Below are 21,347 nucleotides of genomic sequence, written 5' to 3' on the forward strand. Positions count from 1 at the left end.
ACCCTCGAGCATCTTGGCGACGGGGAGGATGTCCTCGTAGCCGCCGTTCGTACAGGAACCGACGATGACCTGGGAGACGTCCTGGCCGGCGACTTCGCGGACCGGGACGACCTTATCCGGCATCGACGGCTGGGCGATCAGCGGTTCGAGGTCCGAGAGGTCGACGACGATCTCGTCGTCGTACTCGGCGTCCTCGTCGGGCTGGATCTCGGCGAACTCGTCGCCGCGACCGACGCGTTCGAGGTAGTCCTCGGTCTGGTGGTCGGTCGGGAAGATCGACGTCGTCGCGCCGAGTTCGGTGCCCATGTTCGTGATCGTCATCCGCTCGGGTGCGGTGAGCGTCTCGACGCCGGGTCCGGTGTATTCGAGGATCTTGCCGACGCCGCCTTTCACGGAGAGGCGACGGAGCATCTCGAGGATGACGTCCTTTGCCGTGGCCCACTCGGGGAGTTCGCCCTCGAGACGGACGTTGACGATCTCGGGCATTTCGATGTAGTACGGTGCGCCACCCATCGCGACGGTCACGTCGATACCGCCGGCACCGATGGCGAGTTCACCGAGGCCGCCGGGGGTCGGCGTGTGGCTGTCGGAGCCGAGCAGCGTCTTGCCGGGTGCGGCGAAGTTTTCGCGGTGAACGTTGTGACAGATACCGTTGCCGGGGCGAGAGAAATAAGCGCCATATTTACCGGCCGCAGAACGCAGGAAACGGTGGTCGTCAGTGTTCTTGAAGTCGAACTGGTAGGTCTGGTGGTCGCAGTACTGGGCTGCGATTTCGGTCTGGACCTCGTCCAGTCCCATCGCTTCGAACTGGAGCCAGACCATCGTTCCGGTCGTGTCCTGGGTAAGTACCTGATCGATCTCGATACCGATTTCCTCGCCGGTCTCGAGATCGCCCTCGACGAGATGGTCGTCGAGAATCTTTTCGGTGAGAGTCTGTCCCATAGCATCCGAATCTCGGCCGTCCGTCCTGATAAATCCAGCGTGTTTCCTTGAGGATCGACCGTGTTAGATACGCCCATGCGCGCAGTTTTCGAGCAATTCTTGCGCGAACATTCGACGACTAACCACTCGAGTTGCGGGCGAATTCACCCAGGCGAGAATATCGGTTAGCGATTCGGAGCGCACGCAAGTGAGACGGTCCACTCGAAGCCGCGTTCATCGCCGTCGACGCGCCTCTCAGAGAGGCTTCCGGTCACGGTCTGTAGACCGTCGTGTTCGCCAGTCCATCGGACGGCGAATTCGTCCGTGTCCTGACCCGTTTTTTCCGGGTGGGGACCGACCGTCCCGTTGTCCGACACGTCCCCACCCGGATCGTAGACCATCACGTCACCGCCGCCGGTCACGTCAATGTGAGACCAGAGTTCGCGGAGTTCGTTCGCCTCTTGCGGACGAGCACAGGACCAGAGCCAGTAGACGTAGTGTCCTTCGGTCGACGAGGAGGACTGTTCGTTCTCGTAGAGCGCAGCGTAGTTGTCCGATTCGACGAGCGTCGCGCCCGACGAGTTGGTCACGGTGAGTGACTGTGTATCGTCCCAGACGAGATTCGAAAGCGCGAGTCCCGGTTGCAGTCGTCGATTCAGGTCGGCGATATCGGGGATAATCTTCTCGGCGGCCGACAACCCGTACGTCTCCGCCATCCGGTCGGTGTATCGCTCGCGTTTGTCATCCGTTAACCCGGTTGCGTCAGGACCCACGGATATCGATTCATCTGCCGTACGCACCGATGACTCCGACTGTCCGATCAGGTGGCTGTTACATCCCGCAACCGCCGAAATTCCCGTTCCTCCGATCAGCGAGAGAAACACCCGTCTACTGCGCGTCTCACCGGTCGTTTTCGTCATTACCCACTAGCACTATTTGAAGCCATATAATCTCTCCTACAATAAGAAGACTATCGGAGAGGATGTGTTCTTCAGAACGCGATATCTGTTATATGCCGGCACCGTCGAGATAGACGGACCACGTGAAACTCCTGTTGTCCCAGGTATCTCGTCGCTCGACAAGCGTCCCGTTGATCTCCTGTGATCCCTCATAGTTACCGTCCCACCGAACGGCGAACTCGTCGGTATCTTGGCCCGTCTTGTCCGGATGAGGGCCAACGGTATCTTCGGAGAGATAGAACTCTCCTTCTATACCAGCTGACGCTCCGACCGAACCGCTCGAGTTCGTCCCGGAAACGCTGGCGCTGACTGTAACCGGGATGCCATTTTTCGTGACGTCTCCGCCGGGGTCGTAGACCGTGACGTCGGCAGAGTTCGTAAGATCGATGTGGTTCCAAAATTCCTTGATGTTCCCCGTGATGTTGATATGGTCGATAGACTGCGCCGCCGACCAGAGCCAATAGATGTAGTATCGGTCGTTCCCACCGTCTTTGTAAACATTTGTCTCGTAAAGTGCGGCATAATTGTCTGATTCCACAAGCGTCTGGCCGTACGGGTTATCTACTTCTAGATGCTCGTCGTCATCCCAAACGAGCGATCCGGGCTCGAGACCAGGCATCTGGCCCTGCGTTCCGATATCTCCACCGTCCGCCGATTCGTGTCCATCAGGCACTATTCTCTCGGCGATTTCCTGGCCGTACTTGTCGCTCATGTCGTTGACGAACGCGGTCCGTTCGCCGTCAGTCAGCCCCCGTGTGCTCGGATCAACCTCCATCGACGCCGATACCGGGGACTCAGCCGTCTTTTGGGAGCCTTCTTCTTGGTCGTTTGTTCCCGAGTCGGCGACGACCGTTCCGGCCAAGAGACTCGTTCCTACCGCACCGACACCCAATTGCTTGAGAACGCTTCGCCTGCTATTCGAATTACAGCTGTCTTGGTTTGACATTGCTTTCTGTAGTAGCATCATTTTATATATAAACATTTGTTACTTTACCACATTCAATCAGCGATTTGTCGGAGTGATGCGATGGTCAAGCCGCTCTTGAGGGATAGGATAACCACTGTCGAGGAGCGCTTCTATTTCTTCGTCTATAGGTGCATTCGCGAAACCTTCGGGCCGACTCGAAAAGCGTTTGGTAGCAGGACAACCAACGCCGACTATGTTCCGTTCCGGTACCTTCGTTGCAGACCACGTCTCGCCGACGACCTCCGAACAGGTCCAACCCAACGGCGTCGACCTCACCCTCGACATCGTCTTCGATCAGCTCGAACCCGGCCGGATCGGCCGGGACGGCAAGCAGATCGGCGACCGAGCCGCCCGCCCGCTCGAAGAACTCGAGCAGAAAGCGCCCGACACGTACTATCTGCCCGAGGGAGNTGGCGACCGAGCCGCCCGCCCGCTCGAAGAACTCGAGCAGAAAGCGCCCGACACGTACTATCTGCCCGAGGGAGCGTACGTCGCGCGCTACAACGAACAAATCGCGATTCCGGACGGGCACATCGGGTTCGTCTATCCCCGCTCGTCGCTGATGCGAAACTCCTGCATGCTCAATACGGCGGTCTGGGACGCCGGCTACGAGGGCCGCGGAGAGGGGCTCTTGCAGGTCCACCACGACGTCGAGATCGAACGCGACGCGCGGATCGCCCAGCTCGTGTTCGCCGAGTCGAATCACGAGGACACCTACGACGGCAGCTATCAGGGCGAGAACATCGACGGGAGCAGTTGCTGACCACCGGACGGTCCACTTTTGGTACCGTCCGTCGAACCGTCGGTATGGCCGGTGATCGCACCCGATGATGGCGACGACGCACGCGTTCGCCGGTCTCACCGTTGTGTCTCCGATCGCATACCTCGTGCCCGAGTTCTCTGCGCCGCTCGCGCTCGGCGCGCTCGTGGGCGGCCTCGCTCCCGACTTCGACCTGCCGCTCACCCACCGCCGGACGTTTCACTTCCCGATTGTCGGACTCGTCGGGGTCGTTCTGGCGGTCGGACTCGCGTTTTCCGCGCCGACAGCGCCAACGCTGGCTATCGCCGCGTTCGTCGTCGCAGCCTGGCTCCACGCCGCGACCGACGTTTTCGGCGGCGGGCCGGAGATGGACCCCTGGCGAAACCGCACCGAACGCGCCGTCTACGACCACGTCCACGGTCGATGGCTCCGTCCGAAGCGATGGATCCGATACGACGGTGCACCGGAGGATGCCGTTCTCGCGTTCGTCCTCGCACTGCCGGCCCTCGTGGTCTTCGACGGCTGGGTCAGGATCGTCGTGCTCGGCGGTCTCGGCGTCTCGATAGCCTACGCGCTTCTTCGACGACGATTGATCCGGTGGACCGCTGACTGGGAGTGGCTCGAGTAAGCTGGTGACGGTAGCAAGCAGCCGGCCCGCCGCAAGTCGGAACCCTGATACCTCCAGTCTCCAAGAGAGTACTATGGTCGAGACGTTCGTTACGCAGACCCTCCATCTCGTCTTTGGGGCACTCTGGGCCGGCAGCGTCTTCTACGTCGCGTTCGTCGTACTGCCGCTCGCTCGCGACGGCGAGTTCAATACGACGAAGCCGCTCGAGGCAATCGCCGGCAAGTTGACGACGATTTCGCGCGTCAGCGCGCTCGTCCTGTTGCTTACGGGCGGTCATCTCGCACAGGCGCGGTACACGTCCGCGAGCCTGTTCGGCTCGACCAGGGGACACTTGGTGCTGCTAATGGTCGCTCTCTGGCTGTTGCTTGCCACCCTCGTCGAAATTGGCTCGAAACGACTCGAGAGCGGTCTCAACGGGAAGAAGCTTCGCGAACCCGCGGCCGATGCATTGGGACTGTATCGGGCGGCCGCACTCGTCGGAATCGCGTTGCTCGTCGTTGGCGGGGCGATCACGACGAACGTTGCAGCGAGCCTCTCTTTGTAGGCGCTTTCGAACTCGTCGGTTTGGGAACCGATCGTGGAACTACCATTCTTGCGAAAGATACTTAGTCGGTTACTGTAAGATACTCCCATGCTCAGGGGGACTGGGAACAGAACCGGAAACGGGGGGGCGAACGCGAACACGACCGTCGCGAGGAGCGGCACGAAAGGAATTGCACTCTCGTTGCTCGCCGTTGGCACGGCAGCCCTCGCCGGCTACGTGCTCAGTTCGAACCGCTCGAAGAACTCGACGTCCCGATCGAAGGCCAATCTCGGCGCGCGAATCATCGACCCGGACGAGGTTCCTGCTAACGCGACCATCGTCGACGCCTCTTCGCGCCAACTCGACGAGATTCCCGGTGCACGGCGGGCGATCAATCGTGCGATCCGGCGCCGTGCACGCGAGGAGTGGGAACACGTCACGCTGGAACGCGACGGTGCCTGGTCCGTCGTCGATACGATTCGCGGTTCACTGCCGTACCACGAGGGAACGGAACACGAATACAACGGCGTCTACGTCCACTACGACGATCGATTCATCGTCTTGGACGCCATCGGCTGGGCGCATCTCAAGGAGCCACTGCAGTAGCGGTACGGTCCGAAGGGTCACTGGTCAGGACGACCTGAGGGGGCACGGCGCAATCGCGAGCGCATAATTCTCGGCACAGTGTGGACCCCGGTCGTGAGTCTGCTCCCACGAGAGGACACTCACTCTCAGCACTCATAACCCAACCCGAAGCCACGAAAACCACAACCCCTACCTCACTCCATCGCGGACGGTCCGCTATGCAACTGGGCGTTATCGGACTCGGACGTATGGGACAGATCGTCGTCGAACGTGCCCTCGCAGCGGGCCACGACATCGTCGCCTTCGACCTCGATCCCGAAGCCGTCGCAACGGCCGCCGACGCCGGGGCCGAACCCGCCGACTCTATCTCGGATCTCACGGACCGCCTCGGTACCGACAAGCGCATCTGGCTCATGGTCCCCGCCGGCGAGCCGGTCGACGCAACGCTCGACGAACTCGACCCGCACCTCGACGAGACGGACATCGTCGTCGACGGCGGCAACTCATACTTCGAAGACTCAGTTCGACGAGCCGACGCCTGCCCCGCCGCCTACCTCGACTGTGGCACCTCCGGCGGCCCCGCCAGCGCTGAACTCGGCTTCTCGCTCATGATCGGCGGCCCGGCCTGGGCCTACGACGAACTCGGCCCCGTCTTCGACGCCGTCGCAACCGGTCCCGACGGCCACGGGCGAATGGGCCCCGCAGGCTCCGGCCACTACGTCAAGATGATCCACAACGGCGTCGAGTATGCACTCATGCAAGCCTACGGCGAAGGCTTCGAACTCCTCCACGAGGGCCGATACGACCTCGATCTCGAGTCCGTCGCCTCGGTCTGGAACAACGGCGCGGTGATCCGCTCGTGGCTCCTCGAACTCTGCGAGGAAGCGTTCCGCGAGGAAGGAACCGACCTCGGCACCGTCGCAGACCGCATCGAAGGCGGCTCCACCGGTACCTGGACCGTTCAGGAAGCTCTCGAACAGGAGGTCCCACTACCGCTCATCTACACCGCACTCTCCGAACGGTTCGGCTCACGCGCGGACGACGGCCGCTTCTCGCGACGACTCGCCAACCGCCTCCGGTACGGCTTCGGCCGACACGAAGTCCCCCGACGCGACTGACTCTAGTAGCCACTGCAAGTCGCTTCACACCCGATCGCACGACGGCTCTGCGACCGGCGTGTAACACGTTGCAGTTGGTGCCATAGTCCGCACCGAGTTCAGCCACTGACTGCCGTGCCCCATTACTACTCACTATTCAGAACCACCGTTCAAAATCACTCCGTAATAGCCGCTTCTGAAGCAATATCTGTCTTCTCTCTTATCTGTACGGCATCAGTTCCCGCCATCCGTGTTCGACTATCGGCGGTTTTAGCCGCTTATCTGGCGATATTCGGTCGCGTATTCTGAACAATCGTTCTCTCCTGACTCCGCCTCCTGAAATATTGGGTCACCTTCTTTATCACCGGAACCCACAGCATCAGTTATGAACTCGCAGTGCGCACGTTCGATGGAAGTCACGGTAACGGATCAACGACCAAGCATGGCTATCGTCGACCTCGTCGCCCGCGAATCCGGGACAGATCCGATTGAACTCGAGCCGCTTTATGACGTTATCGACCCGGATATGCTCGATTCGCTCTGTGAATCGAGTAGCGGATTTACGAGCCTCGAGTTCAGCTATCACGGTCGGAACGTAACTGTACGAGCCGATTCTCAGCCCGAAGATACGGTCGAGATCTCGCTGGCGGAACCCGGAACGGTCGCCGAGGGGGCGGGCGACGTTTTCAACACGGAATCCACGATTTAATTCTGCAGGCGGCGTGTGACGGTCAGCCACGCCCGGTGACAGCGATGGAAGAATCGAAAAGGGAACCGTTTTGCCGGCGGTTGCAGTAGGGCGGAGTGAGGGCGCGTAGCTCAGTGGACAGAGTTCTTGGTTCCGGACCAAGATGTCGGGGGTTCAAATCCCTCCGCGCCCGTCGTTTTGCTGCGAAATCTCCCCGTGAGCGGCAGCGACGGCGGAGATGTTTGAACCGTGGCCGACCCGGCTTGCAGTCGCTACAGCTAACCGGTAGGTGCGGGCGCGTGTCCGCTCGTCATTCGATAGTGCGGGCGAGGAACTGCTCGATCGCTGCCGGGCCAGCCGGTAACGCGGTATCGAGGAGCGGTTCCGGCGTCTCGCCCTCGTCGACGTGAGTTGCGCTGTACACCGATTGGCTGGGCGTCGGCTCGGTCGCGAGGAGGTCCATCGCCACCCGTTCGGATTCGATGTCCTCGATGCGCTCTGCCCAGACGTGGTTGCGATCGTGTAACTCGTAGAAGACGGCGTTCACACCCGCTTCGTCCAACGAATCGAAGAACCGCCGGCTGTGTTCGACGGCCACGACCTCGTCCGCTCGCCCGTGCATCAGGAGCGTCGGTGGACTGTCCGCGGAGACGTGGGTGAGGGGGCTCGCCTGCTCGAACCGCTTCGGGTGGTCGGACGCGGGACCGCCCAGTAGCAGTGAGGGAATGCCGGGTGCGTGGTCCGCCGCGAACGTGAAGTCGGTGAGACCGTACCAGCTGACGACCGCCTGCACCGCCCCTGAAGTGTCGGGTGCGACGGACTTTGTCAGTTCTCCGTCGAACGTCTCTCCCAGATCCATCACGTCCTTGACGACGCCCGCGAGCAGGGCTAGATGACCGCCCGCCGAGGACCCCCACGCCGCAATGCGCTCCGCGTCGTAGCCGTATTCCGCAGCAGTGGCTCGAAGCCATCGAATCGCAGCCTTCACGTCGACGAAGTGTGCGGGGAACGCCCCCCGTGGAGTCGGGTTGGTCGGATCGTACATCCCCTGTATCTCCGGCCCGGCGTCGTCGGGAACCTCGGCCAGACGATAACTCACACTGGCGATTGCACAGCCCCACTCGGCCGCGTAGCGCTCCGGATCGGGGACGTTATCGCGGGTTTCGGCAATCCAGCCGCCCCCGTGAACGTAGACGACCAGCGGCGGACGCTCTTCGTCAGGGAGGTACAGGTCGAGTTCCATTTCGCCGGCCTCGCGGTCGGCGTAGGTGATGCCCTCGTGGACCGAGACGTTCGCGTCGGCCGCTTCGCCCGTCGGTTCGCTCATACGTAACGGATGTGGGGCGCGCGGCATAACGGTGCGTCTCCCGGAAACTCGTATACTCGTAGCGAGCGCTCAAACGGGCTCGCGAAGCGCCCAGATATCCGCGGTCGGGTCGAGCCGGTGCGGTTCCGTCCCGTTCGCCGTGAGAATGCCGACGTGGTAGAGCATCGTCTTCAACTGAAACACCGTCGGCGAGTGGTAGATGTCGCCGTCCTCGAGTTCAGCGCGCCGGAGGTCGCCCTCGGCGGTCAGCACTCGACGGCGAACCGCCTCGTCGCCGCGAACGAACAATTCGACGGCGAACGTCGGATGGAGCTCGTGGAGGTGGGTGACGAGGTCGACCAGCGACGGCTCGGGAATCCAGTCGTCGTGCATCGTCTGGAGTTCGTTGACGAGCAGTTCCGTTGCGGGGTATTCGAAGAGAACGCGGCGGGCCAACTGCCCCCACGCCGGCGCGAGTTCAATGAACCGCTTTCGCGAGCGATACCAGTCGGCGAACGTTTCGAGCGCCGCTTCGACCGAGCCACAGCGGGCTTTCCCGAAGCGGATCACCTCCTCGCCGAGGGCGGTCAGCGCGACCCGTTCGCGGTCCTCGATCAGCCCGAGGAACGCGGCCCCGCGCCTGGCGTCTCGGACCGCTCCGACGACGTTGAACTCGGAGAGGAGGCACGCGGTGTCGCCGTCGGCGTAGTGAGCGAGCGGGTAGCCGAGATAGTTTTTCGGGTGGTTCAATCCGAAGGAGTTCTCCGCGACGCCCTGAGCGCTGGCCTGGAACCGCAGCGCCGAGGCCTCGGTCGTGGTTCGGTTCCCGACGAGGCGCGGGGATTCGAGCACGTCGACCGCTCCCGTGGTGTCGACGCCAAGGACGCCGACGTTCAACTCCCGCGCGAGCGTTCGGTCGGTGTCCGTGACCGCCTCTACCGGGGCGGCGAGGTACGCCGCGTTGGCCTCGTGGAGGCGATCGTAGGCCTGAACGATGCCGCGCCGGGTATCGACGCCGCCGCTCGCGTACCCCTTGGCTTCGATGGCGAGCAGCGGCGGGTCGTCACCGAGGCGGTCCACGGCGAGCAGTTCCGGATCGAGTTCATCGGGTTCGTGCACGCCGACGAGGTCCGGGAAGCCGCCGCCGATTTCGACGTGGTTGAACGGGGCGAGTCGGTCGCGGACGGCGGGATCGATGGGCTGGCCGGGGAGCCACTCCTCGCGCGCGAACTGGGTGTCGGCCACGACGTAGGAACGGTCGCTCGCCGCGGGAAAGAGCCGTTGCTTGGCGTGGGCGAGGACCTGCGGTTCCGAGAGCGGGCGAGCCGCGCTGCTCATGAGGCTGCATCGGAGGGGGCCGCAAAGAGTGTTCTGGCGGTCCGCGTCGCGGATCCCGCCGAGCGTTGGCGACCGCTACGATGGGGTGGTGCACTGTCACCGTCACGCCGCGCTCGCCGACGGGTCGGACTCACGCGAACGGCGAGACGGCGAGTTCGCGCCGAATTCCGGCCAGGATGGCACCGGTGCCACAGAGCGCGAGCGCCGCGCCGGCGAGCCAGGGCGGAGAGCCCAGCGCGACGAGTTCGGCGAGCCAGAGGCCGGCGAGGAGACAGAGCCCGCCGGCGACGATGAGGGTGACGAACCGTTCCATCGCTCTCTCGGGCCGGTATTCGCGGGTAAGGGGAATGGATGTTGGGGTCGACGCGAAGTGAACTCGACGGTTCGGTGCGTCGCCGGCGTGCCGGAGACGGCCGGCTTCGGACCGACGCCGCAGTAAACGTTAGTGGATACGGGACGTGTGTCCGGGTATGGAACGACCGACGCTCGTCTACGACGACGACTGCGGGTTTTGTACCTGGTGGGCGGACCACCTCTCGGAACGATCATCGATCCGGCTCGTCGGGTTCAGCGACCTGACGCCGGAACTGCGGGCTGAACTCCCCGAGAGCTACGAGGACTGCTCGCACTTGCTTACCGAGGAGGACGTCTACTCCTGCGGGGTCTCGATCGAGCAGGCCTTCCTGCGCTCTGACATCGACGGTCCGGCGCGCGAGTTCGTCCAGTTCCTCCGCCACTTCGAGGAGTACGACCGGCTGCGCGAACACGGCTACCAACTGGTGGCGAACAACCGCGACCTCTTCGGAAAGATCGTCTCGAAGACCCCGCCGGCCAGACGGGAGTCCTGACGCCGGGTGCAGCGACGCGTGAGTCCGGTCGGGACGCCGTTAGTCCGCCGACCAGCCGGGCGCTCGCCGCCGCACGTCGGTCAACGAGACGGGGCGGACGTAGGAGCCGACGCGCTCGCGGTGCCACCACCGACCGGTTTCGGCGCGTTCCTCGGGTGTCGTGTACCGATAGCGATACCGGACTGCACGGACGTGGGCCGGCCCTTCGGAGTCGGCAAACGGGTCTTCGGCGAGCAGCGCCAGCGCCTCCGCGTCGCCCTCGAGGAGTTTCCCGAGAAATCGCAGGAACCAGGGGTGGCGGCGCGGCGTCGGAGCCATCGCGGCGAACCAGAGCTGCCAGTCCAGGCGCAGGTGGTACGGGGCGATCTGAGGCGGGCGGCGCTCTGGATCGGTCGGCTTTCCCTTGAACCGGTACTCGCGCCACGTCGTCTCGTCGGTAACCGTCTCGTCGGTCGTCCCCTCGATGACGATCTCGTAGCGCGTTTTCGTGATGGAGCCGAACGCCCCGTAGGTGTTGACCAGGTGCAGCGGGTCGAACGCGGTGTTCATCGTCTGGCTCGCAGAGAGTATGTTCTCGACGGGACGGATGCTCATCGCGACCACGACGAGCGTGACGAGGACGGCGAGCGTCTGGAGATACAGCGGCGTCGCGGCAGCCGTCGGCGCGGAGATCGGGAGTACGGCCGTGAGCACGCCGTCACTGAACGTCGGAATCGCCAGGACGATCGTGATCGCGTTCAGCCAGGCGAAGTTCCCGGTGATCATCAGCCACCCCTGAAAGCCGATCGTGGCGATCCCGGCCAGCGCCGAGGCGGGCTGCGGTGCGAAGTAGAGAAACGGCACCGCGAGTTCGACGACGTGGTTACCGAAGGTTTCCACGCGGTGAACTCGTTTCGAGAGGTGGTGGGCGAACCAGCTGACGGGGTTTGGAATCGGCTGGGTCTCGTAGTGATAGTCCATACAGGAGAGGTCCCGCCAGCAGTCGTCGCCGCGGAGTTTGATCAGCCCCGCGCCGAACATGTTTCGGAAGAGCACCCACTGGAGCAACAGGATGATGAGAAACGGCGGCGCGACGGAGCCAGCACCGAGGAAGATCGCGAGAAAGCCGGTTTCGAGCAGCATCGACTCCCAACCGTAGCCGTAGAACGTCTGTCCGGCGTTGACGAAGGAGAGATACAGCAGCCACAACACCGTCCAGAGGAGCATCGATGCGGGCGTGGCATAGCCGGCGGGGAGCCAGTAGGGGACGCCGAGCAGCACCAGGCCCGAGACGGCGACGCCGCTCCAGGCCGCGAGGCCGATCGCCCGATCGCTCGGGACGAAATAGAAGAGACTCGGCCGTTCGCGGAACGACGCGCCCTCGGCGTACCACTCGATCGGCAGGAGGCCGTCCTCGCCGACCAGCGGGCGAAACTGGAAGGCGGCCACGAGAAAGGCGAGCAGGTACAACAGCGCGAGGCCTCGCTGGAACAGCAGCCGGACGAGCCAGAACTCCTCGCCGTGGAACATGTGGGGACCTGAATCCGCCGACGAGCAAAGAGGTGGCGGGGCGCTCCTACGGGACCCGACGAAAACCGGGGTCGGATCCGACGCCGCTACTAACTCGTCGGACGGCCCCCGAGTTCATGGCGAGCGCTCGTGAACAGCCCGGTATGGAGCACGTCTCGATCGACGATATCGATCCGCGTTCGACCGACTATCACTCGGATCGACGCGAACTCGCGGCCCCGCTCGAGACCGAGCACCTCGCGATCACGCGCTACGTTCTCGATCCCGGCGAACGATTCAGCGGGTCGATACACGCGCACGCGGATCAGGAGGAAGTCTTCGTCGTGCTCGCCGGCGAAGCGACGTTCGAGATCGAACGCGACCGCGCCGCCGACGCGGCAGCCGAGAACGCGGCCGGCGACGAACACGAACTCGTCGTGGGCGAGTTCGAGGCCGTCCGGTTCGCCCCCGGCGAGTTCCAGTCCGGCCGGAACGACTCGGACGACCGCGTCGTCGCGATCGCGCTCGGCGCACCCCGGGACAGCGAGGACGTGCGGGTTACGCGCATTCCGGTACTCGAGGATCGGAACGTCACCTGTCCCGACTGCGACCACGACCACCTGCGAATCGGCGACGATGACGAGGCCGAACTCGTCTGTCCCGCCTGCGGCGCGCCGGTTGAACTCGAGTGAGGGCCGGTTCCAGGACCCGGTTCTGCAGCCCGTTCGTCCATCTCTCGTGTCCGGCTCCACCGAGTCTGGTAGACGCTTCACGCCGGACGCAGCGACCGCGACGAGTTCAGGACGATCAGGCCGCTAGAAATCCCGACGGCGACGGCGGTAAACAGCGGATTCAGGAGGCCGGTCAGGGCGAGCGGGACGACGATGGCGTTGTAGCTGAGTGCGAGCGCCAGGTTCTGGACGACGCGGCGACGGGCGGTCCGTGCCAGCGCGAACGCTCGCTCGACGCCGGAGAGGTCGTCGTCGACGATGGCGAGGTCGGCCGCGTCGGAGGCCAGCGCCGTGCCGCCGCCGAGCGAGAGCCCCAGATCCGCCGCGGCGAGCGCCGGGGCGTCGTTCGTTCCGTCGCCGACCATCGCAACGGGGCCGTCGGCGCGGAGTCGGCGAACGGCCTCGGTTTTGCCGTCCGGCGGGACGCCGGTAAAGACGTGGTCGACGCCCGGCTGTTGCGCGAACGTCTCGGTCGCTCGACCCTCGTCGCCGGTGAGCACGACGACCGAGACATCGCTTTCGGAGAGGGCCGTGACGGTTTCCTCCCAGTCGTCCCGGGGCTCATCACCCACGACGACGAGGCCCTCGGCGCGGCCGTTCCGGCCGATCACGACCGGGAGATTCCCCGCCTCGCGTGCGTCGCTCGCGCGCCCCCCGAGTTCAGGATCGAGGTCCCAGTCGCGGTCATCGAACAGGTCGGGGTGGCCGACGAGGAGTCGGTCGCCGTCGACGACGCCCGAGACGCCGTTGCCGTGGTCGGTGAACTCGCGGACGAACTCGTCGCCGGCCGAGTCGGAGGGGTCCGTCTCGTCTCGTGAACGCGTCGAATCGTCGACCGTGCCGGCGTCGGGTGTCGGGTCGTCGACCGCGTCCGAGGCACCCGAGGAACCGGGGCCTCCGTTCGACGCAAACGCCGCCGTAATCGCCGCGGCGGCCGGGTGGGATGCGTGTCGTTCGAGTCGGCCGGTCGCTCGAAGCAGAGCGGGCGAGCCGTCGGCCTCGAGTACCGTCATCTCGCCCGTCGTCAGTGTCCCGGTCTTGTCGAAGACGACGGTATCGATCTCTCGCAACCGCTCGAAGACGGTCTCGTCGAAGACGACGATGCCGCGATCCATGGCCTCGCGGATGCTCGACGCGACCGAGTACGGCGTTGCGAGGCCGAGCGCCCACGGACTCGCTACCATGATCGTCAAGAGCACGGCCAGTACCGTCGTCGTCGACGCGAGTCCGTTCCCCTGAAAGACGTTCCAGGCGCCTACGAGTGCCCCAGCGCCGAGCACGACCGGGAGGAAGATCGCCGCGAGTTCATCGGCGCGCCGCTGGATGCCGTGGGCTGCGCTCTGGAGGTTCCAGACGGTTCGAGTGAGCCTGTCGATGCTGCTGTCGGTTCGGTCGCCGACGGCGACGATCGCGGCGTCGCCGGTGACGACGGACCCGCCGACGACCGCGTCGCCGGGGGTTTTCGAGATCGGGAGCGACTCGCCGGTGACGACCGCTTCGTCGACCGTACACGAACTCGCGACGAGTTCGCCGTCGACGGGGATGCGTTCGCCGGCCCGGACGAGGAGTCGGTCGCCGGCGGAGAGGTCGGTGACGGGGATGGTTCGAGTGTGCTGGCTCGGTGCCGACGGTTCGGAGGTGGCCGCTGTCGGCGTGTCAGCGTCGTCAGAGTCGCCGGAGTTGTCCGGGCCGTCGGAGTCGTCGAGATCGTCGGGGTTACCGGGGTCGTCGGAGTCGTCGAGAGTGGAGGCTCGTTCGGAATCCCGGTCGGAGGTGCGTTCGGCGTCGCCGGCCTCCGAACCGGCGCTGTCGAACACGCGGGCCGTGTCGACCTGCGAAATCGTGAGTTCGGTGAGGCGGTCCATGGCCTGGCGCTTGACCATCGCTTCGTAGAAGAGCGCGGCCATGACGATGGCGGCGACGATGATCGTCAGGTCGTAGTAGAGGTCGCTGCGACCGGAGACGAAGGCGATGGTGCCGTAGCAGAAGGCGCTCACGACGGTGAGCGACGCGAGCAGTTGGGTGCTCGGCTGGCGGTGTCTGAGGCTGACGTAGGCACCCCGTAAGAGCGGCATGCCGGTGAGATAGAGGACGGCACCGGTGACGGTGAAAAACAGCGGCAAAAAGAGCAGGCCGCCGAATCCGGTAAACGCCTCGTCGTAGAGGGAGAGGAACCGCCAGTCGAAGACCGAGGCGAGATACGTCGGATACAGGAGTGCGGCGTAGGGGATGAGCAGGAACGATCCGAAGACGATGCCGATGACGTACCGAACTTCGAGCATATCGTCCGTCCGTCGCTTTCGGAGGCCGGACATCTCGCGCGAGCGTCGCGTGCCGCCGGTTTCGGCGTCGCTCGAGGCTTCTTCGCGGCGGTAGGCGGTGTAGCCGGTCGTCGTCAATGCCGCCTCGAGTTCGGCGGCGGAGATGCGGGCGGGGTCGTGATCGATGCGGATGGTTTCGGTGACGTAGCTCGCGGCGGCGTCGGTGACGCCGTCCTGGGATTTCGCGACCGATTCGAGGTGGCGTTCGCACGTGGCGGCGTACATGCCGTCGACGCGGAGGAAGGTTCGGTCGGGTGCCGTGGCGTCAGCGGACGTGGCCGCGGACTCGTCTGCAGTATCGACGGTGGGGGTTGATCCGGCGGCGTTCCGTTCGTCCGGTTCCGGAGGAGCGAGCGTCTCGGTGATCTGCCGACAGCCGGTCGAACAGAAGGCGTTCGCGGCTGTGGTGTCGTTCCGCGGTTGCTCGTCGCCGTCGCTCTCGGCGGGCGTCAGCGCCGTCCCGCAGAGTCGACAGCGGCTCGATCCGGGGGTGGGGCCGGCCGTCGACCGCTCGGCATCGTCGTCCACAACGGATCTCGCGGGGCGAGCCAAATAACGGTGTCTCTCCGCTCTCGATGGGTTCGTCCTCGGCGTCCGATCGGCCCGGAAAACGGCCGCGCGCTCGCTACCGCGGATCGAACTCGGCGGCCGCGTTCGCGAGATCCCGCACGAACGGCCGCGGGTCGTCACGGCTGAGATAGTCACACCGTCGCTCGGTCACCATCGACCGGCAGATGTCCCAGAGCGCGGTCCGAAACGGCGGTTTCTCGACCAGCGGCACGTCGGCCGTCAGGATCGAGTAGAGATGCAACAGCTCGCCGCGGACGAGGTGGCCGCCCATCCCGACCTCGTAATCGTGGTCGATCCGCTCGCGCTCGTCTCCCGCGAGCAGCCAGTAGTAGTACGGGAAGTCGGCCCCCGTCTGGACCGAAAACGGCAACGACGACCAGAACCGCGGGTTCACCTCCATCAGCTTGAACTCGCCCGTCTCCTCGTCGCGAAGGAACTCGACCATCGCGAGGCCGTGCCACTCGAGGTGATCGAGCAGCGCACGTCCCGCGCGTTCGAGTTCGGGAATCCAAACCGATTCGCGGTAGGAACTCGGACCGCCGGCGTAGCTGTAACCCCGGCGTTGGCGGTGCTGGAACGTGGCGACCGGCTCGCCGTGGTCGTAGAGGGCGAAGAAGCCGTATTCGTCCGTCGTCGGGACGTATTCCTGGCGAATCGGCGTGTGTCCCATCTCGGTTCGCAGGGTTTCAAGGGAGGGCGCGTCGGGGGTCCTGCCGTTCGGAGCCGTGTTCGTACTCGTACTCGTGTTCGTGCTTGTGCCCGTCTTGGCCGTACTGGAACCGGTCGCGCGCTCGGTCGCCGTGGACGACGCCGTAACGGTACTGCTCGTCTTCGAAACGCGCTCGTCGGTCGATTCGACGGCCACATCGACGTTCGATCCACCGTCCTCGATGCTTTCGTTCACGTCGATAGCCGTCCGGGTCGTCGACCCGGTCGTACTCGTCGTCGCCGTCGTGCCGGCAGTCGCAGCCGCCACCGTACCGGATGCTGTCCCGTCACCCTCCGTTTCCAGATACCGCGTCGAGGGCGGCGCGATACACGTCTCCGGGCCGTACCGATCGAGGTACTCATCACCCAATACCGAGTACCGCGGCTTGACGATCCACTCGCCCGATTCCGGAATCTCCGTACACGACTCCGTCTCCGGCGCGCCAACACCCGCGTTCGCCGCCGCCTCGAAGAGTTCGACTCGATCCTGTACCCTGGCGAGCGTATCCATCTCGGGCCAGGGCGTTCCGATATGCTCGCTGAACTCGTCGCGATACTTCGAGAGAACGTACACGTCGGGCTCTCTGACCGGAATTATCGTCCGCACGTCCGGCCGCATCGCAAGCGCCTGCAGCGCGTCCCGATAGGCGAGCAGATCCTCGTAGGGAGACGGCACGACGACCGCCTCGTCGCAGTACCGCGATTTCGCGGCTGGCGTTCGCTCGTCGCTCGAGACGACGATCGTCCGAATATCGCGCCGAGTGAGCGATCGAACACACGCAACTGAACTCGGCGCGGTAATCCCTGGTACGACGACCGACTGGCACTCACCCGGGGCGTTCGATCTCATAGTGGGCCGTCGACCTCGGGTGGAAATGTTATGTCGTCGCTACTTCACTCGCGGGGAGTCGCCGCTCCCGTACGGAGACACGGGACGATACAGCGAGAACCACCGCCGAACCGGTACAGCGCCGTCAACCACCGGGAGAAAGCAACCCGTACTCGGGCGTACGCCGAGCCTTCCAAGATCCCGAGACCCCGTTCAGCGCTGGCGCTCCACAATCGTGCCGTCGCTACCGACGGCGATCGCTCGCGGCGGCCCGACCGCAACCGCCTGCAGCGAGTCAGCTATCCCAGTCGCAGAACTGAACTCGGTCGAGTTCAGTTGCCGTTCGAACACCGCTCCGTCGTCGGTACAGGCGAGCAGTCGCTCGCCGCCGACCGAGAGGCCGGTCACTGCGGTGTCCGTGATGCGCTCGGGGGTCCAGGTCGTGCCGTCGTATCGGTGGACGACGCCGTCGTCGGCGCTGACCAGTACCGGTGACGGACTAGCCGGGGTAGCCGCGACGATGTTCGTGAACGTCCCCGCCGCATCGTCGAGGCCGATTCGGGAGAACGACGTGCCGCCGTCGGTCGTCTCGAAGACGCCGTTGTTGGTGTCGCAGCAGTAGCCCACCGCGTCGTCGGCGAGGTCGACGCCGCTCAGGCTGGAACCGCTGCCGGGGGTGAGCGGCTCGTCCCACGCGAGTTCACCGGACCCGCTCGCCGCGGTGTCGTCCGCGCCGGTCGGATCGCGTCGGTAGCGCCCGCGGAGAATTTCCCCGGAGCCGTTGCTGAGCAGGATCGTCTCGGTTCCGGCGTCGCCGCCGACGGCGATTCCGAGCCAGTTGTCGGTGATTCCGGTCGGGGCCGTGTAATCGGTGTGGCGGTCGGTGGCGGTATCGATCCGGGCGACGGTCCCGCTGTCGCCGTCGATCCAGACGGCACCGCCGTCGTCGGTTGCGGCGACACCGGTAAGATCGTTGCCGGCGGCGGCGGGGCCGTCTTCGAGGACGGTGTGCCAGTCGCCGGCGTCCGAACTGGCAAGGACGACGCCACCATCGCCGACGGCATAGCTGTGCCCGTCGTCAGTGATGGTTACGTCGGAGAGCGGTGCCCCGGTGGGCGCGTCGGTGGTGGTCCATTCGCCGTCTCGGTCCGGACGGGAATGGGGCACGTCCGCCGTCGATTGCTCTTCGTCCGGCGCGGTACCGGCGTCTACCGCCGGCTCGTGATGCGAACTGTCGCTCGCGGTTTCATCGGTATCCGAAGCAGTCGCAGCATCACTCCCATCCTCGCTCACCGACGCTGACGCAGCGGGCGGTTCGTCCTCCTGGGTCCGGGGCTGATCGTCCCGAGACGCATTCGAGGGACGGCTTGCGGACTGATCAGCAGCACCCGGTCCCATTCCGAGTTCACCGCTGGTCCTTCGCCAACGGGCGTAGAGAACGACGAGCGGGACGAGATAGGAGGCAAGTGCAAGCGCGGCGAACCAGCGGTTGACGACCGTCAGCGTCCCGAAGGCGGTCAGCGCCGCAGCGGCGAGCGCGTGGACCCACGTCTTGGTGTAGGCACGAACGAAGTCGACGAATCCGTCGGCACCGGGCTCCGACCCGGAGTGTGGCTCAGTAGCTGACATGTCGTTCGCCGTCTGCTGGTTCGATCGCTCGGTGTTCGTGGCCGACTCGCGCTCGATTCGCGGGGCGACGCTACAGGTAGCCGAGATCCGCGAGTCGTTCCTTCGTTCCCTCTCGCATCGCCACCTCGCCCGTCGAAACCGACTCTCCGAGCGGCTCGAACTCGTCTTCGAGGCGCTGCCGGAGTCGCCGAACCGTCTCCGGTTCCGCGTCCGAAATGTCCGTCCGTTCGTGCGGATCGGTCTCGACGTGGTGGAGCCGCTCGAAGCCGTCGTCGCCGCGGACGTACTTGTACTCGGTCGTCCGAATCGCCCGGAGCCGCCGGTCGAACTCGCGGACGCGGTCCGGAACGTCGCCGAACCGCGCTTCGAGCCGCTCGATCGAGGGCTGCGGAGCGACGTACTCGGCGAAGACGGCGTCTCGCGAGTTCGGCGCTGTCGTGGATGCCGTCGCTTCCGGTTTCGGCGTCCCAGTCGTGACGGTCGCCGCTGCCGATGTCGCTCCGGGCGAGGGCGCGTCCGTCGTCGAGCCGGGATACAGCGAGTAGCCGGCCGCTTGCTCGCGTAGTTCGGGGTCGTCAACGCCGGTGGTCTCGAGCATCGTCAGCGGCACGTCGAGCAATTGCACGAGTTCGGTGCGGCGGTTGCCGTCGGTGAACGGGCCGCCGTGACAGACGAGCGGGACGTTGAGCAGGCTGTCGTAGAGGTTGTACTGGTGACCGAAGAATCCGTGATCCCCGACGTGTTCGCCGTGGTCGCCGCAGACGACGAAGAGCGTGTCCTCCCACTCGTCGTTCGTCTCGAGCGCCTCCCGAAGCCGGCCGACCTGCGCGTCGGCGTACGCGAGCGACGCGCGATACAGGCCGCGGAGCAGCGTGAACTCGCGGTCGGTGATCTCGTAGTCCTCGCAGTCGTAGGCGCGCGGGTCCTGTCTGATCGCGGTCGCCTCTTCGTAGGTCGCATCCGCGGGGAGAAACCGCTCCGCGAACTCGCGCGGCGGGTCGTACTCGACGTGGGGTTCGATGAAGTTACAGAACAGGAAGAACGGCCGGTCGTCGTCGCGGGTGGCGAGCCACTTTTCGACCCAGTCCGCCGAGCGGGACGCCCCGTCGTCGCCCGCCGGCTGGAAGAGTTCACTGTAGAGGATGTTCGCCGCATTGACGACCGGGTTTCCGTCGAAGAGACGATCACGGGTCGCCCGAAGCTTTTCGTGGAGGTCCTCGCCGCGGACGACGGTCCCCATGTCGGTTTCGGACTGGATGTACTGCCAGCCTTTGCGCAGGTCGTCAAAGCCGCGGTCGAAGCCGAACTCTTCGGTGATCCACGTATTATTCGAGACGCCGATCGTTTCGAAGCCGGCGTCGTCGAACGCCTCGGGGAGCGTCCGCAGGTCGGAATCGAGATACGTATGGTCGCCGTGGGTGCCGTGCTCGGAGGCGTAGAGCCCGGTAAACATCGAGGCGTGGGAGGGGAGCGTCCACGGTGCCGTCGCGAACGCGTTCTCGAACGTCGTTCCCGTTTCGGCGAGCCGGTGCAGCTCCGGGGTCGTTCGATCGTGGGTGGCTGCAGCCCCGTTATTCTCGTCCCGTTCGTTCTCACTGGTCTGATCCCAGTCTCCGGCGACTCGCCGCGCCCGTGCCGTATCGAGAACGACGAGAACGACGTTCCGAACCGTAGAATGTGACTCCGATTCACCCGAATTCGACTCACGCTGGGTTTGCTCCGCCATGGATAGCGTATCTCCGCTTCACATGGGGAAGGTCACCAGCCCGGAACTTGCAGGTGTTTCACGATATCGTGATGGGCCGCTGTACACCTTCCCGGTCCGAACTCTCGCGAGATTTCCCGCGTCTCGGTTGGTGTTATACGGGTCGTCAGAAGGGTGGAGAGTTTCAGCCGTGAGGGGAGGTGAAACGCCGCGATCTACACATCAACTATGATTTGTTCCCCTGACGCCGTGCAAGATACACCCGCGTGTTCAGCACGAGCCGGTCCATTCTGTATCGGCCAGTGTAACAGGGTGCCCCACTCTGCGTTACTCGATGATTTCCACGTCGAACTTCGACCGCCAGTAGTAGCGTCGGGCCCCACCCAGACGAAGGCGCGGGGGCGAGTGCGTACGGGATGGCACGAACACGAAGACCAACGTGCAGGCCAGCAGGGCCGTCTACCGGGTCGTCGGGAGCAGGACTTGTCGGCGGTGAGTCGACCGTGTCGGTCCACTGAACTGCGATTTACGGTTCATTCTCGTTGGTTTTTCCGCGCCTGCTGACCGTCGAATGAACGACGCCGATCACTCGGACAGCACAGAAAATGGTGACGCCGATACCACCGAAGGCCAGCAGGGACACGAAGACCCGGAACAGGAACTCTACGAGGGTCACGCTATGTCCCGTATGCAGTACGACGAACGCTGGTGAACCGATAAGCGAAAACATGGATCGGTCGAATCAG

General features: G+C 64.6%; 20 protein-coding genes and 1 tRNA gene. 10 read left to right on the top strand and 11 right to left on the bottom strand.

Annotated features, from left to right (window positions below; genetic code table 11):
• The 3 genes from C481_RS04095 to C481_RS04105 all read right to left on the bottom strand — a co-directional run.
• A partial coding sequence (locus C481_RS04095) for an aconitase family protein (RefSeq protein WP_006107732.1) occupies window positions 1-942 on the bottom strand: 942 nt, incomplete at its 3' end.
• A gap of 164 nt (window positions 943-1,106) precedes the next feature.
• On the bottom strand, window positions 1,107-1,841 hold the full coding sequence (locus C481_RS04100) for a hypothetical protein (protein WP_006107734.1): 735 nt from the start codon (window positions 1,839-1,841) through the stop codon (window positions 1,107-1,109).
• Between the two features lie 88 nt (window positions 1,842-1,929).
• On the bottom strand, window positions 1,930-2,742 hold the full coding sequence (locus C481_RS04105; RefSeq protein ID WP_006107735.1) for a hypothetical protein: 813 nt from the start codon (window positions 2,740-2,742) through the stop codon (window positions 1,930-1,932).
• A 298-nt stretch (window positions 2,743-3,040) separates the two neighbouring features.
• Here C481_RS04105 and C481_RS04110 point away from each other — a divergent pair, with 298 nt between their 5' ends.
• The 7 genes from C481_RS04110 (at window position 3,041) to C481_RS04140 (ending at window position 7,321) form a co-directional block, all read left to right on the top strand.
• Window positions 3,041-3,610 carry a deoxyuridine 5'-triphosphate nucleotidohydrolase gene (locus C481_RS04110; protein ID WP_006107737.1) on the top strand — a complete coding sequence of 190 codons (570 nt, stop codon included), beginning with the start codon at window positions 3,041-3,043 and terminating at the stop codon, window positions 3,608-3,610.
• A gap of 64 nt (window positions 3,611-3,674) precedes the next feature.
• On the top strand, window positions 3,675-4,235 hold the full coding sequence (locus C481_RS04115; protein WP_006107739.1) for a hypothetical protein: 561 nt from the start codon (window positions 3,675-3,677) through the stop codon (window positions 4,233-4,235).
• A gap of 73 nt (window positions 4,236-4,308) precedes the next feature.
• Window positions 4,309-4,779: a hypothetical protein gene (locus tag C481_RS04120; protein ID WP_006107740.1), complete on the top strand. Its 471-nt coding sequence runs from the start codon at window positions 4,309-4,311 to the stop codon at window positions 4,777-4,779.
• Between the two features lie 87 nt (window positions 4,780-4,866).
• Complete coding sequence (locus C481_RS04125) at window positions 4,867-5,364, top strand: hypothetical protein (protein ID WP_006107741.1); 498 nt, start codon at window positions 4,867-4,869, stop codon at window positions 5,362-5,364.
• A 197-nt stretch (window positions 5,365-5,561) separates the two neighbouring features.
• Window positions 5,562-6,461: a phosphogluconate dehydrogenase (NAD(+)-dependent, decarboxylating) gene (gnd, locus tag C481_RS04130; protein ID WP_006107742.1), complete on the top strand. Its 900-nt coding sequence runs from the start codon at window positions 5,562-5,564 to the stop codon at window positions 6,459-6,461.
• Between the two features lie 421 nt (window positions 6,462-6,882).
• Entirely contained in the window at window positions 6,883-7,149 is a 267-nt protein-coding gene (locus tag C481_RS04135) for a HalOD1 output domain-containing protein (protein ID WP_006107743.1), read from the top strand.
• Window positions 7,150-7,248: 99 nt separating this feature from the next.
• A tRNA-Arg gene (locus C481_RS04140) sits at window positions 7,249-7,321 on the top strand.
• A gap of 117 nt (window positions 7,322-7,438) precedes the next feature.
• On the opposite strand, the gene C481_RS04145 is transcribed toward C481_RS04140, so the two are convergent.
• The 3 genes from C481_RS04145 to C481_RS04155 all read right to left on the bottom strand — a co-directional run bounded on the left by C481_RS04145 (window position 7,439) and on the right by C481_RS04155 (window position 10,085).
• Complete coding sequence (locus C481_RS04145) at window positions 7,439-8,455, bottom strand: alpha/beta hydrolase (RefSeq protein WP_006107744.1); 1,017 nt, start codon at window positions 8,453-8,455, stop codon at window positions 7,439-7,441.
• A 69-nt stretch (window positions 8,456-8,524) separates the two neighbouring features.
• Window positions 8,525-9,772: a hypothetical protein gene (locus tag C481_RS04150; protein WP_006107745.1), complete on the bottom strand. Its 1,248-nt coding sequence runs from the start codon at window positions 9,770-9,772 to the stop codon at window positions 8,525-8,527.
• Window positions 9,773-9,902: 130 nt separating this feature from the next.
• Window positions 9,903-10,085 (bottom strand): hypothetical protein, encoded by a 183-nt coding sequence (locus C481_RS04155; protein ID WP_006107747.1) that lies wholly within the window; start codon window positions 10,083-10,085, stop codon window positions 9,903-9,905.
• Between the two features lie 157 nt (window positions 10,086-10,242).
• Here C481_RS04155 and C481_RS04160 point away from each other — a divergent pair, with 157 nt between their 5' ends.
• Window positions 10,243-10,620, top strand: coding sequence for a DCC1-like thiol-disulfide oxidoreductase family protein (locus C481_RS04160; protein ID WP_006107748.1), 378 nt, complete (start codon window positions 10,243-10,245; stop codon window positions 10,618-10,620).
• Window positions 10,621-10,659: 39 nt separating this feature from the next.
• Here C481_RS04160 and C481_RS04165 read toward each other — a convergent pair whose 3' ends face one another.
• Window positions 10,660-12,129 (bottom strand): lipase maturation factor family protein, encoded by a 1,470-nt coding sequence (locus C481_RS04165; RefSeq protein WP_006107749.1) that lies wholly within the window; start codon window positions 12,127-12,129, stop codon window positions 10,660-10,662.
• 143 nt (window positions 12,130-12,272) lie between these two features.
• On the opposite strand from C481_RS04165, the gene C481_RS04170 reads away from it, so the two are divergent.
• Entirely contained in the window at window positions 12,273-12,800 is a 528-nt protein-coding gene (locus C481_RS04170; protein WP_006107751.1) for a cupin domain-containing protein, read from the top strand.
• 77 nt (window positions 12,801-12,877) lie between these two features.
• On the opposite strand, the gene C481_RS04175 is transcribed toward C481_RS04170, so the two are convergent.
• From C481_RS04175 to C481_RS04190, 4 genes are all read right to left on the bottom strand, one after another.
• Window positions 12,878-15,688 carry a heavy metal translocating P-type ATPase gene (locus tag C481_RS04175; protein ID WP_006107753.1) on the bottom strand — a complete coding sequence of 937 codons (2,811 nt, stop codon included), beginning with the start codon at window positions 15,686-15,688 and terminating at the stop codon, window positions 12,878-12,880.
• Window positions 15,689-15,785: 97 nt separating this feature from the next.
• Window positions 15,786-17,288, bottom strand: coding sequence for a carboxylate--amine ligase (locus C481_RS04180; RefSeq protein ID WP_006107755.1), 1,503 nt, complete (start codon window positions 17,286-17,288; stop codon window positions 15,786-15,788).
• 192 nt (window positions 17,289-17,480) lie between these two features.
• A complete protein-coding gene (locus tag C481_RS04185) occupies window positions 17,481-18,896 on the bottom strand; it encodes a hypothetical protein (protein WP_006107757.1) in 1,416 nt (471 codons plus the stop codon).
• A gap of 70 nt (window positions 18,897-18,966) precedes the next feature.
• On the bottom strand, window positions 18,967-20,622 hold the full coding sequence (locus tag C481_RS04190; RefSeq protein ID WP_006107758.1) for a sulfatase: 1,656 nt from the start codon (window positions 20,620-20,622) through the stop codon (window positions 18,967-18,969).
• A 550-nt stretch (window positions 20,623-21,172) separates the two neighbouring features.
• Here C481_RS04190 and C481_RS22385 point away from each other — a divergent pair.
• Window positions 21,173-21,313, top strand: coding sequence for a hypothetical protein (locus C481_RS22385; RefSeq protein WP_193787832.1), 141 nt, complete (start codon window positions 21,173-21,175; stop codon window positions 21,311-21,313).
• Window positions 21,314-21,347: the final 34 nt, after the last annotated feature.

It is taken from the genome of Natrialba asiatica DSM 12278, assembly GCF_000337555.1.
Taxonomy (GTDB): domain Archaea; phylum Halobacteriota; class Halobacteria; order Halobacteriales; family Natrialbaceae; genus Natrialba; species Natrialba asiatica.

Excerpts from the sequence above, each read along its gene's own strand:
- C481_RS04100 (WP_006107734.1), bottom strand. The coding sequence starts at position 1,841 with ATGACGAAAACGACCGGTGAGACGCGCAGTAGACGGGTGTTTCTCTCG.
- C481_RS04115 (WP_006107739.1), top strand. The coding sequence starts at position 3,675 with ATGATGGCGACGACGCACGCGTTCGCCGGTCTCACCGTTGTGTCTCCG.
- C481_RS04120 (WP_006107740.1), top strand. The coding sequence starts at position 4,309 with ATGGTCGAGACGTTCGTTACGCAGACCCTCCATCTCGTCTTTGGGGCA.
- C481_RS04125 (WP_006107741.1), top strand. The coding sequence starts at position 4,867 with ATGCTCAGGGGGACTGGGAACAGAACCGGAAACGGGGGGGCGAACGCG.
- gnd (WP_006107742.1), top strand. The coding sequence starts at position 5,562 with ATGCAACTGGGCGTTATCGGACTCGGACGTATGGGACAGATCGTCGTC.
- C481_RS04135 (WP_006107743.1), top strand. The coding sequence starts at position 6,883 with ATGGCTATCGTCGACCTCGTCGCCCGCGAATCCGGGACAGATCCGATT.
- C481_RS04145 (WP_006107744.1), bottom strand. The coding sequence starts at position 8,455 with ATGAGCGAACCGACGGGCGAAGCGGCCGACGCGAACGTCTCGGTCCAC.
- C481_RS04150 (WP_006107745.1), bottom strand. The coding sequence starts at position 9,772 with ATGAGCAGCGCGGCTCGCCCGCTCTCGGAACCGCAGGTCCTCGCCCAC.
- C481_RS04155 (WP_006107747.1), bottom strand. The coding sequence starts at position 10,085 with ATGGAACGGTTCGTCACCCTCATCGTCGCCGGCGGGCTCTGTCTCCTC.
- C481_RS04160 (WP_006107748.1), top strand. The coding sequence starts at position 10,243 with ATGGAACGACCGACGCTCGTCTACGACGACGACTGCGGGTTTTGTACC.
- C481_RS04165 (WP_006107749.1), bottom strand. The coding sequence starts at position 12,129 with ATGTTCCACGGCGAGGAGTTCTGGCTCGTCCGGCTGCTGTTCCAGCGA.
- C481_RS04170 (WP_006107751.1), top strand. The coding sequence starts at position 12,273 with ATGGAGCACGTCTCGATCGACGATATCGATCCGCGTTCGACCGACTAT.
- C481_RS04180 (WP_006107755.1), bottom strand. The coding sequence starts at position 17,288 with ATGAGATCGAACGCCCCGGGTGAGTGCCAGTCGGTCGTCGTACCAGGG.
- C481_RS04185 (WP_006107757.1), bottom strand. The coding sequence starts at position 18,896 with ATGTCAGCTACTGAGCCACACTCCGGGTCGGAGCCCGGTGCCGACGGA.
- C481_RS04190 (WP_006107758.1), bottom strand. The coding sequence starts at position 20,622 with ATGGCGGAGCAAACCCAGCGTGAGTCGAATTCGGGTGAATCGGAGTCA.
- C481_RS22385 (WP_193787832.1), top strand. The coding sequence starts at position 21,173 with ATGAACGACGCCGATCACTCGGACAGCACAGAAAATGGTGACGCCGAT.